An 11,602-nucleotide genomic window follows, 5' to 3' on the forward strand; every position below is an offset into this window, starting at 1 on the left:
ACTGCCCAACCGTGCTTCAGTCAGTCTATTGCCGCGTGCGCCCCGCTCGCGGCAGCCTGCTTGACCGGCGCCCGCAGTAGCACAACCAGCGGGATCGCGATCAGCGTGATCCACATCATCAGTCTGAAGTCTTGCAAATAGGCCAGCATGGCGGCTTGCCGCGTCACCTCGCCGTTGATTGCCGCAAGTCCCTGGGGTGTGGTCAGGTTGTAGGCATCTGCTTCGACCGCCTGCCTGAGCGCCAGATTGAACGGATTGATGTAGTCGGCGAATGCGGCATGATTGGCTTGCGTGCGTTGCGCCAGATAAGTCATCACCACCGAGATGCCGATGCTGCTGCCGATGTTGCGCATCAGGCTGAACAGCGCCGTGCCCTCATTGCGGTAGCGCGCCGCCAGCGAAGCGAAGGTGATGGTGGACAGCGGCACGAAGATGAAGCCGAGGCCAAACCCCTGCGTGACGCCGGTGCGCACGATGTCCCAACCATCAATGTTTGCATTGAATAGGGTCATTTCCCACAGCGACAGGCTGGTCAGGATGAGGCCGAAAAAAATCATGTAGCGCACATCCAGCCGCCCCGAGAGTTTGCCTACCATCATCATGGCGATCATGGTACCCACGCCGCGCGGAGCCAGCAGATAGCCGACATCGATCACAGGGAATCCCAACAGGCTTTGCATGAACGGCGGAAGCAAGGCCATGGTGGCGAGCAAAATGATGCCGACGATGAAGATAAGCACAAGGCCGACGCTGAAGTTGCGATCCTTGAACAGCCCCGGTTCGATGAATGGGTGGTCGTGAGTGAACATGTGGGCGACAAAGAGATACAGCGCCAGGCCCGCAAGCAGGGCCTCGACGACGATTTCCGGGTTGGCGAACCAGTCCAGCGATTGCCCGCGGTCCAGCATCATTTGCATCGCGCCGATGCCCAGGCTCAGCAGTGCGAAGCCGAGCAGATCGAACCGCCGGGTGCGGTCGATGGGCGTTTCGCGCACGAAGGCCGCGAGCCCGAGCCAGGCCAGCACGCCAAACGGCAGATTGATGTAAAACACCCAGCGCCAGTTATAGTACTCGGTCAGCCAGCCTCCAAGCGTGGGCCCGAGAATCGGCCCCACCATCACGCCTACGCCCCACATCGCCATGGCTTTGCCGTGTTGTTCGGGCGGATAGGTATCGAGCAGCACGGCTTGCGACAACGGCACCAGACTCGCGCCAAAAATCCCCTGCAGCAGGCGGAACAACACGATCTCGGGCAGGGTTTGCGCCGCGCCGCACAGCATCGACGCCAGCGTGAAGCCGACTACCGACCACATGAAAACGCGCTTGCGCCCCCAGCGCGCGGTGATAAACCCGGTCAGCGGCATGAAGATGGCCGCCGCCACGATATAGGATGTGAGCACCCAGGAAATCTGATCCTGGGTCGCACCCATCGTCCCCTGCATATGCGGCAGCGCAACGTTGGCAATGGTGGTGTCCAGCGCCTGCATGATGGTCGCCAGCATCACCGACATGGCGACCCAGATGCGCTTGGCGCTTTCCGGTTGGACGGCTGCCGCAGGCGCGTTCATGCGCGCGGCCTCAGAGCGTGTATCCGAACAGGCGACGGCGATGGCCGGTGTCGATCTCGACCACCGCGCTCAGGCCCGCGCGCAATTGCGGCAGATCCGGCGCGGCGTCGAGTCTGATCCGCACTGCCACCCGCTGGGCGATCTTGACCCAGTTTCCGGTGGCGTTCTGCGCGGGGATGACCGAGAACTCCGCACCGGTGGCCGGGCTCAGGCTGTCCACCGTGCCTGTCCATTCTGCGTCGGGGTAGGTGTCGATATGAATCGTGACCGGCTGCCCCGGATGAACGTAGGTGAGATCGGTCTCGGTGAAATTGGCCTCGATCCACGCATGGCCGCTGACCACCAGGGCCATCGCCGTCGCGCCCGCGGCGACGAACTGCCCGGGCTTGGGCGGTTTGCTCACGGTGCCGGGCAACGAGGCGCGTACTTCGACGCGCGCCAGATCGAGCTTCGCTTGATCGAGTTCGGCCAGCGCGGCGAGATACGCCGGATGGCGCTCGACCGGCGCATCGACGCTGCCGCCCAGGGTTTCCGCGATGCGTTTCAGGTCCTGATTCAGCGCGCCGATTTGTTGCCCGGCGAGGTCGGTGGTTTGTTTCGCGTCGTCGAACCGGGAAGGCGAAATGAATTTGCGTGCTACCAGATCGGCCTGTCGTTGCTGGTCTTTTCGCGCAAAGGCGTAGCGGGTTTGCGCCAGGGCAATTTCGGCCTGCTTTTCGCGAAAGCCCGCCTTCGTTGCTGCAAGATCGACGCGCACCTGCGCCAGTTTGGCTTCGGCTTTGGCGACCGCCACCTGAAACGGCGCCGGGTCGATCCGGAACAGCGGCTGACCCGCAGCGACAGACTGGTTTTCCCGGACCAGCACCTGCTTGATCGTTCCGGACACCTCGGCACTGACCGGCACCATGTCGGCCTTGACGTAGGCGTTGTCGGTATCGACGAAACGGCCGCTCCTGAGGTACACGACCCCGATGACGAGTGCGACGATCAGCGGCACCACGACAAGCAGGACCAGCCGTTTCAGGCGGCGTTTCGACGGACGTGCCACCTCGGTGCGAGATGATTCGTCACTGGTTGGGACATCTCTCATGAACTTAATACTCCGGGATAAATGTTCTGCTGAAGGGCGTTAGCGTGAGGCCAGGTTGTCGCGCATCTTGTTCAAGGCGAGGAGGAGCGTGGCGGCTTGCTGCTTGTCCAGATCGTGCAGAGCGACCGTCCGGATCACCGCTGCGACCTGCTCGATTGCGGCCAGATGGGGGGCGGCGGCAGGCGTCAGAAACACCCGATATGCCCGCCGATCGTTGGGATCAGGGCGACGTTCGACTAAACCGGCATCCGTGAGCTGGTCAATCAAACGGGCGAGCGTGATGGGTTGGACTTCCAGCATTTCCGCCAAATCGACCTGGCGAACACCCTCATGGCGAGAGACGTAAACGAGTGCACGCGCCTGCGCCAGTGTGAGAGAGCTTCCTTCCAGGCGTTGCTGGAAGGCCCGACGCATCAGGCGGGAAACATCCGTCAGCAGAAAGCCGAGACTGTCTTGTCGCAATTCCACGAGTCACCGCTCTTATAGTAAGCAGTACTTATTATATTGGTGGCTTGCTAGTGTGACAAGAGGCCAGCGTTTAGCCGGCATCCTCCTGCACGATTCGTTTAGGAGGATGCCGTGTCGCAGTCACAAATCAGACGACTGAAGGCCTCTTCAGGGTCGGGAAGTACGTCTTTCCTGATAGCAGACGCAGGCGCGAATCGTAGTGGATGTCGGCCTTGAGCTTCTGCGTTCGGCCAGGAACGAACGACCCGGTAAATCTCGGAGAAGGTCTGATTGTCTGTCAAAAGCCGATCGTCAACGCCCAAGCTCAGGCTCCGGGGCCGTCGGCAAGGCCTCCCATTGCGGCTGGAAGCGGATTGGCACCCCCGGTCGGATATCCGCCGGGATAGTCGCGAGCTCACTCAGGACGTTCTTGATGTCCCGGTTTCCCTGACAAGCGCCGTCGGTGCTATTTTTTCTTTGTCACAAACAATCCCTTCCTGAATCACCCCTGCTTTTCCGATAACTCCGAGCCGATTGAAGTGCGGTTTTTTTGGGGGCTCTCAGCCGAGAGCCATCTGCACAGCCATACCGTGGTTTTTTCTTCGATGACGATCGACATCGGCTCCATGTCGGTGCCTTCGTGCGAGCCGTCGCAGAACGGTTGCGTCATCGAGCGGCCGCACGAGCACCACCAGTATTCGCCGGGTTCGAGTTCGGCGAGATTGCGGTCGTATACAACGGTTCGGACATGGGGCTCCTGCGCAAAAAGGTCATTCTAGCCGCATCGGCCATCTGCAAGTCCGTATGGTTTGTGGGGCAATTTACGCTCCATGGTGCAGGATGGCTTAAAACTTTATCGATACGCTGAGCGCGCCAAAGCCGTCGAATTTCTCCTGGGTTCGGAACTCGCGCGTGCGCAGTATGTGGGTGTAACTGAAACGAATATCGGACCAGTCCAGTACCAGGCCGAACTGCAGGTCGCCGACCAGGGGTTTTTTGTCCACGCTGCGGCTGTCGCGGAAGGTGTTGCCGTCGAGAAAGATGTTGTGGGCAATCGCGCGTCCTTCGACACCGGCAAACAGGTACCAGCCGAAATCGGACACCGGGGCGAAGGCTGCCGAGCCCGGCAAGCCGGGCTGGATGCGCGGCGGCCCGTAGTCGCTGGGCAGTCGTTTACCGTAACGCAGCGTGACGCCTGCATTGGCATAGGTGAACACGTTGCCGAGTGCGGCCCCTGCGTGGGGCGTGAAGTCCAACTGGTTCCCCAGGAAGGTCGTGGTCGCGAATTCCCGCCAGCTGCGCTGGTAGGTCAGGATGACACCCGGCTCATTGCGGAGCTGGGTGTCCCAGCCGCGTGGTTCATTAGACCCGACAACATTGTGGATGAATTTCTGGCTCTGCTCGGCCAGAGAGGCCGGGCCGACCACGCCGAGGGTGATGCCGAACTGGTCGAGCTGCTTGCCCGACTCCACGCCCAGGCCCACCGTCCCATACAGCCAGCCTGCATAGGGGCGTTCCCCCGGGGGCGGATCTGCGATGGTGATATCACTCGGCACGAACATGCTTTGGCCGAAGGCATAGCCATGGCGAACCTCGCCTTGCTCGGGGAACCACGGCACGAGGCGGGCCAGTTTGATGGCCCATTCCTGTGTGGAGGCATCCGGTCCCGGTACCCAGACCACCCGCACGCCGTTCGTGTAGTGGCTGTCGCTCCCCTGGAACATGTCGTTTTCGAGTACGAAGCTCAGCGTCCCGGTCTTTTCCGGTTCCACCGACCAGGCCACAGCCGGGCTGGCGCCCTCGATAACAAGCCACGCTATGAGTCCGACTATTCTTTTCATGCCATCGTTGCCAGTGTTATGAGGGATCGCGCCGGGTGCAGGGGGAACAGGTCTGCCCATATCATTCCTTGTCTCGATTGCGATGTCCAGCGTCCACAGCCAAGAGCCCGATTGCGGCGAGGGCAGCGAAACCGGCACCGGCCAGGAACGTCGCAGCAGGTCCGATGGCGCTCCACAGAACGCCAGCCAGTACGCTGGCAAGCAGTAACGCACCGCCGCTGACGAGATTGAAGATGCCGAACCCGGTGCCGCGCAATTGCGCCGGAACCGTATCAGCGACGAGTTTCGACAACAGGCCCTGGGTAAAGGCCATGTGCAGGCCCCACAGCGCGACACCGGCAAAGACGCCCAGTGCGCCTCGGGCTGCGGCCAGCACCATGTCCGCTGCGATGAGCAGCGCGAGTCCGATCAGCAACAAGGTGCGCGGGTGGAAGCGGTCAGCGGCGGCCCCGGCCGGATAGGCGGCGCCGGCATAGAAAACGTTCATCACGACCATGACCACCGGCACATAGCCGAGCGCGAGGCCAATGTCCTGTGCCCGCAGCACCAGAAAGGCGTCGCTGAAGCGGGCGAGCGTAAAGACCGCCCCCAACAGCACAACCAGCCAGTAGCGCAGCGGCAGGCGCTTGATGTTGGCCCGTGCGAGTGGGGATTTTACGTCGCCGGTTGCATGCGTGCGCTCAGGGTCGCGTACGTAAATCATGAGCAGTGCCACCGCAATGAAGGCTGGCACCACGGCTATCCACATCACCGCACGGATGTCATCGGCAAGCCATATCATGAAGGCCACCGCCAGTAGCGGACCGAGCAGGGCGCCAGCCGAATCAAGCGCCTGCCGCAAACCATAGGCCGCGCCGCGCAATGGTGCTGGCGAAATGTCGGCAATCAGGGCGTCGCGCGGCGCCCCGCGAATGCCTTTGCCGATGCGATCGACGAAACGCGCCGTGAACACCCAGCCGATCGACGAGGCCAGCGGAAAAATGGGCTTGGTGAATGCCGCGAGTCCGTAGCCAAGGATCATCAGGAATTTGCGCTTGCCAAGATAGTCGCTCAGCGCACCCGAGAACACTTTCAAGATGGCTGCCGTAGCCTCTGCAATCCCTTCGATAACGCCGACGGTCACCATGGAGGCGCCCAGTACGGTGACCATGAAGACCGGCAGGAGGCTATGGATCATCTCGGAGGATATGTCCATGAACAGTGAGCCGAATCCGAGTGCCCAGATGCCGGTCGGCAGTGCGCGCCATTTGCCCGGGACGCGCGAACGAGGCGAAGTTTGTTCGGTGCGCGAACTCATGCCATCGTTGCCAGCGTTTTACGGAAGCGCGCCAGGGCCAGCGTGAACAGGACCGCACCGATTGCCGCCAGGCTGAGGAACTGCGGCCAGACCACATCGAGGCCGGCGCCACGATAGAGAATGGCCTGGGAGAGCATGACGAAGTGGGTGTTGGGCGCGGCCTGCATGATGAACTGGACGGCGTCAGGCATGCTTTCGCGCGGCGTCATGCCACCCGACAGGACCTGCAGCGGCAGCAGGAACATCAACAGCAGCAGCCCGAACTGCGGCATCGTGCGGGCGAGGGTGGCGAGGAAGATGCCCATGGACGTGGTCGCGAACAGGTGCAGGGTCGCACCCGCGAAAAACAGCGCGACTGAGCCTTCGATGGGGACTGCAAGCAGGCCGCGGACAATGAACGTCAACGAGAACCACGAGGCCGCGAGCACGACCAGGGCCATGGCCAATACCTTGCTGCTCATAATCTCGAAAGGCGTCACCGGCATTACCAGCAGGTGTTCCACCGTCCCGTGCTCGCGCTCACGGATGAGTGCGGCACCGGTGAGGACGATGGAAAGCATGGTGATGGCGCTGATGATCTCCATGATGCCGCCGAACCAGGACTTGTCCAGCTCGGGGTTGAAGCGTGCCCGTAAAACCAGATCGACCGCTGGAGCCGTTTCGGCACGATACCCCCGCATGAAATCATTCACCTCGCCCGAGACGATCGCCTGGATATAGCTGCTGCCGGTAAAGCCCTGGCTCATCCGGGTGGCATCGACATTAAGCTGCAGCACGGGACTATGCCCCGCGAGGAGATCGCGCTGGAAACCGGACGGGATGTGCAGGGCGAAGGTGTCGAGTCCTGCATCCATCCGGGCGTCCATCTCGGCTGTCGTGATCAGGGCTGGCGGCAGGAAATAGGGCGGATAGAAGTCGTCGATGATACGGTTGGAAAGCGCAGAGCGGTCCTCGTCGACGATGGCGATAGGCGCCTTGTGCAGCGTTTCCGGCATTGCCGTGGCGGCGGTGTAGATCGAAAACGTGAACGCGTAAACGATCAAAACAAGCATGATGGGGTCGCGCACGAGGCTGCGCAGTTCCTTGATGCCCAGGTGGAGGATGTTGTGTGCGGATCGCATGCCTATCGCTCCTGCTTCCTGAGCAGGGCTGCGCCGAGCCCGATGAGTACGGGCACGGCGATCAGCAGCGGGACAAAAGACGCCCGGAGATCCATGAAACCGAGCCCTTTCGAGAACGTGCCGCGCGCAATCGTCACGAAGTGGGTGGTCGGATAGATCTGCCCGATCAAGGCGCCCACACCCTCCAGGGTGGAGACGGGATCGATCAGCCCGGAGAACTGCACGGCCGGCAGAAGGGTCAGCAGAGCGGTGCCGAACAGGGCGGCGACCTGGCTGCGCACGAAGGCCGACATCAGCAGCCCGAAGGCGGTGGCTGCGATCACATAGAGCAATGCCGCGGCTGCCAGGGCGAGGAAGCTCCCCTTTAGCGGCACGCCGAACAGGGAGACGGCCAGCGCGGTGAGCAGCAGGAAATTGATCATGGCAAGCGCGATGTAGGGGATCTGCTTGCCGAGCAGAAACTCCAGCCGGGTGACCGGGGTGACGTAAAGATTGACGATGGAGCCCAGCTCTTTCTCACGCACCACCGACAGCGCGCTCAGGATCGCCGGGATAAGCATCAGCAATAGCGGGATCACCGCCGGCACCATGGCCGGCAGGCTGGTCACCTCCGGGTTGTAGCGAAAGCGTGTTTCGATGCTGAACAGCCCGGCTGTCGCCTCTGAACCGTAAGCCTCGCGCGCCTTGGCGGTGAGCCAGTGCTGGTGCATGCCCTGGACATAGCCGCGCACCGTCTCGGCGCGCATCGGCATGGCGCCATCGATCCAGGCGCCGATCTGCACTGGCGTGCCGCGTGCGATGTCGCGTGCGAAGCCGGGCGGAATCTCGATGGACAGGCTGATCTCGCCGGCGCGCATGCGCTGGTCCAACTCGGCGTGGTTTCGGATTGGCGAATGTTCGATGAAGTAGCGCGAGCCGGCGAGATTGAGGGCGTAGTCGCGGCTCAGAGTGGTCTGGTCCTGGTCGAGCACGGCAAAGGCGAGGTCTTCCACGTCCATGCTGATGCCGTAGCCCAGCACCAGCATGAGCATCACGCTGCCCAGTGAAGCCAGCGTGAGACGAATGGGGTCGCGGCGCAGTTCGAGCGATTCGCGCCGGGTGTAGCTGAACAAACGACGCCAACTAAAACCCTGGCGGCGTGGGGCCAGGTTTGCTGCCGCAGGAGCCGCCTGCTCCTGCGGTTGCCGGGGGGCTCCGGCAGCCGGAGGTGCCGGCGGGTTCTTCGCCACCGCTTCCTCGAGATGGCTGATAAACGCCTCTTCGAGGTTGCGCGCGCCGCGTTTCTCGATGATCGCTGCCGGCGTATCGCTCACCAGCACCTGGCCGGCGTGCATCAGCGAAATGCGGTCGCAGCGCTCGGCCTCGTTCATAAAATGGGTCGAGATGAAAATGGTGACGTTGTCGCGGCGTGCCAGGTCGATCAGGATTCGCCAGAAAGCATCGCGCGCCACCGGGTCGACGCCGGAGGTCGGTTCGTCGAGGATCAGCATCTCCGGCCCGTGGATCATGGCGACCGCAAGCGACAGGCGCTGGCGCTCGCCCAGGGGTAGCGCGGCCGGCAAATCATCCATCATTTCGGCGAGCCCGAAGTGCTCGGCCATCTCCTGTACCCTTGGCCCGATGCGTGCCGACGGTATGCCGAACAGCCGCGCGTGCAGCACCAGGTTCTGACGCACGGTGAGTTCGCCATAGAGCGAGAAGGACTGGGTCATGTAGCCAACGCGGCGGCGCGTGTCGATGTCATGGGGATCCAGCGGGTGGCCGAACAGCCACGCCTGTCCTTCGCTCGCGGGCAGCAGCCCGGTGAGCATCTTCATGGTGGTGGTCTTGCCGCAGCCGTTGGAGCCGAGGAAGCCGAAGATTTCCCCCTTCCTGATCCGGAAGCTGACATGATCGACCGCCGTGAAGCTGCCGAAGCGCATGGTGAGATCGCGCGCCTCGATGGCTACCTCCGTTTCCTCACCTGCCTCCAGGGGGAGGATTGCCACGTGCTGGTAGCCTTCGCGCTGCACCTCCGGCAGCAGCGCGATGAAGGCCTCTTCGAGCGTACGGGTTTCGGTGCGCGCCAGCAGGTCCTGCGGCGTGCCGGTGGCGAGCACCCGCCCGTCGTTCATGGCGACCAGCCAGTCGAAGCGCGCGGCCTCTTCCTCGTCGCCCGGCCGGGGGAAGTGGTCGGCGCCGGTGGACGCATCCTGAACCTGGTCGATCTCGCCGACGTCTACATGACCTTCTTCCTGCCGACCGCCGTGGCGGGGCGCGTGGCGCTCGGCACCGAGGTGCGCGTCGTGCTCGACGCCGCGCCCCAGTATGTGATTCCGGCGAGCGTGTCCTTCGTCGCCGACGTCGCGCAATTCACGCCGAAAACGGTGGAGACGGCAAGCGAGCGCGAAAAGCTGATGTTCCGCGTGCGCGCCCAGCTTCCGCCCGATCTGCTCAAGAAACATATTCTCCAGGTGAAAACGGGCCTGCCCGGCGTCGCCTACGTGCGGAGTGCCCCCGACGCCGACTGGCCCGAGCGGCTCCAGGTGAAGCTGCCGCAATGAGCGAAACCGGCGACGTGATCGCATCGCCGGCCGCAGCACCTGTGGTCCGCCTGAGCGCGGTCGGCCTCGCCTACGGCAAGGTACGCGCGCTGGATTCGGTCACGCTCGAGGTGCCGGCCGGCTGCATGGTTGGCGTCATCGGACCGGATGGCGTCGGCAAATCGAGCCTTTTCTCGCTCATCACCGGCGCGCGGGCGATCCGGGACGGCCGGATCGAGGTGCTGGGCGGCGACATGTCAAATACACAGCACCGCAACGCAGTATGCCCGCGCATCGCCTACATGCCGCAGGGCCTTGGCAAGAATCTTTATCCGACGCTGTCGGTGTTCGAGAACGTCGACTTCTTCGGACGGCTTTTCGGCCACGCCCGCCATGAGCGCGAACGGCGCATCGCCGATCTGTTGCAGGCCACCGGATTGTCACCGTTCGCCGAGCGCCTCGCCGGCAAGCTGTCCGGCGGCATGAAGCAGAAGCTCGGCCTCTGTTGCGCGCTGATCCACGATCCCGACCTGCTGATCCTCGACGAGCCCACCACCGGCGTCGACCCGCTGTCGCGACGGCAGTTCTGGGAACTCGTCGAGCGCATCCGTGCCAACCGGCCCGGCATGAGTGTGCTGGTCGCCACCGCCTACATGGAAGGTGCTGACGGTACGGGCAGAATCCGTGCCGGTAACAGCCGAACTACCCGGGCGCACTTCGCCTTATCTGGTGGCCGAATTGCGGCCGCAGGTGGGCGGCATCGTCAAGCAGCGCCTGTTCAAGGAGGGCAGCGATGTCAAGGCAGGTCAGGTGCTGTATCGGATCGACCCGGCGACCTACCAGGCGGCCTATGACAGTGCACGCGCGAGTCTGACACGGGCGGATGCCAACCTGGAAGTCGCGCGGCAGAAGGCTGTGCGTTACGCCGATCTGGTGAAAATCGAGGCGGTGAGCGCTCAGGCCAACGAAGAAGCACAGGCCGCACAGAAGCAGGCCCAGGCTGATGTCGGCACGGCGAAGGCGGCACTCGACAAGGCGCGCGTCGATCTCGACTTCACCCGTGTCACGTCGCCGATTGCCGGACGCATTGGCCGTTCGACTGTGACGGCGGGGGCACTGGTTACCGCGAACCAGCAAGCAGCGCTCGCCACGGTGCAGCAACTCGACCCGATCTATGTCGACGTGACGCAGTCCAGTGCCAAGCTGCTGGGCCTGAAACGCGATCTCGAATCCGGTAAGCTGCAGCGAGCGACGGGCAATACTGTACCGGTGCAACTGGTGCTGGAAGACGGTAGCGTCTACGGTGCCGAAGGCCGGCTGGCGTTCTCGGAAGTATCTGTCGACGAAGGCACCGGCAGCGTGACGCTGCGCGCGGTGTTTCCCAATCCGAAGGGTGATTTGTTGCCCGGCATGTATGTTCGCGCACGCCTGACGCAGGGCGTGAATCGCGCTGCCATGCTGGTGCCGCACGCGGCCGTCAGCCGCACGCCACGCGGCGAAGCGCAGGTGATGGTGGTGAACGCCGAGAACAAGGTCGAGCCGCGCGCCGTCAAGGCAGAGCAATCGATCGTCGACAAATGGGTGGTGACCGAGGGCCTCGCCGCGGGTGACCGTGTCATCGTCGAAGGCCTGCAGAAGGTGAAACCGGGTGCGCCAGTGCAGGCGCAGGAGGCCGGTTCAGCGCCTGCCGCCGCGACCGTGGCAAAGTGAGGTAAC

9 protein-coding genes and 2 pseudogenes are annotated in these 11,602 nt (G+C 63.2%); 3 read left to right on the plus strand and 8 right to left on the minus strand.

Annotation, left to right across the window (positions count from 1 at the left end):
• Window positions 1-20: 20 nt before the first annotated feature.
• From B059_RS0114480 to rbbA, 8 genes and pseudogenes are all read right to left on the minus strand, one after another.
• Window positions 21-1,568, minus strand: a complete 1,548-nt coding sequence (locus B059_RS0114480; RefSeq protein WP_018078969.1) for a DHA2 family efflux MFS transporter permease subunit — start codon at window positions 1,566-1,568, stop codon at window positions 21-23.
• A gap of 10 nt (window positions 1,569-1,578) precedes the next feature.
• Window positions 1,579-2,658, minus strand: a complete 1,080-nt coding sequence (locus tag B059_RS0114485) for an HlyD family secretion protein (protein WP_038058905.1) — start codon at window positions 2,656-2,658, stop codon at window positions 1,579-1,581.
• Between the two features lie 39 nt (window positions 2,659-2,697).
• Window positions 2,698-3,126: a MarR family winged helix-turn-helix transcriptional regulator gene (locus tag B059_RS0114490; protein WP_026177554.1), complete on the minus strand. Its 429-nt coding sequence runs from the start codon at window positions 3,124-3,126 to the stop codon at window positions 2,698-2,700.
• Between the two features lie 481 nt (window positions 3,127-3,607).
• Window positions 3,608-3,811: pseudogene (locus tag B059_RS19190) on the minus strand (CDGSH iron-sulfur domain-containing protein); the annotation flags it as partial.
• 139 nt (window positions 3,812-3,950) lie between these two features.
• Window positions 3,951-4,946 (minus strand): lipid A deacylase LpxR family protein, encoded by a 996-nt coding sequence (locus tag B059_RS0114500; RefSeq protein ID WP_026177555.1) that lies wholly within the window; start codon window positions 4,944-4,946, stop codon window positions 3,951-3,953.
• A 61-nt stretch (window positions 4,947-5,007) separates the two neighbouring features.
• The gene (locus B059_RS0114505; RefSeq protein ID WP_018078975.1) at window positions 5,008-6,243 is read right to left on the minus strand and encodes an MFS transporter; all 1,236 of its coding nucleotides are present in this window, start codon (window positions 6,241-6,243) and stop codon (window positions 5,008-5,010) included.
• The gene (locus B059_RS0114510; RefSeq protein ID WP_018078976.1) at window positions 6,240-7,364 is read right to left on the minus strand and encodes an ABC transporter permease; all 1,125 of its coding nucleotides are present in this window, start codon (window positions 7,362-7,364) and stop codon (window positions 6,240-6,242) included. The genes B059_RS0114505 and B059_RS0114510 overlap by 4 nt, the downstream gene beginning before the upstream one ends.
• A 2-nt stretch (window positions 7,365-7,366) precedes the next feature.
• Window positions 7,367-9,478: a ribosome-associated ATPase/putative transporter RbbA gene (gene rbbA, locus B059_RS0114515; protein WP_018078977.1), complete on the minus strand. Its 2,112-nt coding sequence runs from the start codon at window positions 9,476-9,478 to the stop codon at window positions 7,367-7,369.
• A gap of 54 nt (window positions 9,479-9,532) precedes the next feature.
• Here rbbA and B059_RS21500 point away from each other — a divergent pair, with 54 nt between their 5' ends.
• From B059_RS21500 to B059_RS19195, 3 genes and pseudogenes are all read left to right on the plus strand, one after another.
• Window positions 9,533-9,907 (plus strand): HlyD family secretion protein, encoded by a 375-nt coding sequence (locus B059_RS21500; RefSeq protein ID WP_018078978.1) that lies wholly within the window; start codon window positions 9,533-9,535, stop codon window positions 9,905-9,907.
• Window positions 9,904-10,431, plus strand: a pseudogene (locus B059_RS20410) (ATP-binding cassette domain-containing protein); the annotation flags it as partial. The gene B059_RS21500 and the pseudogene B059_RS20410, both read left to right, overlap by 4 nt.
• Window positions 10,432-10,516: 85 nt before the next feature.
• On the plus strand, window positions 10,517-11,596 hold the full coding sequence (locus tag B059_RS19195) for an efflux RND transporter periplasmic adaptor subunit (protein ID WP_157273718.1): 1,080 nt from the start codon (window positions 10,517-10,519) through the stop codon (window positions 11,594-11,596).
• The last annotated feature ends 6 nt before the right edge of the window (window positions 11,597-11,602 follow it).

Origin of the sequence: Thiobacillus denitrificans DSM 12475 (assembly GCF_000376425.1) — a bacterium.
Classification (GTDB): domain Bacteria; phylum Pseudomonadota; class Gammaproteobacteria; order Burkholderiales; family Thiobacillaceae; genus Thiobacillus; species Thiobacillus denitrificans.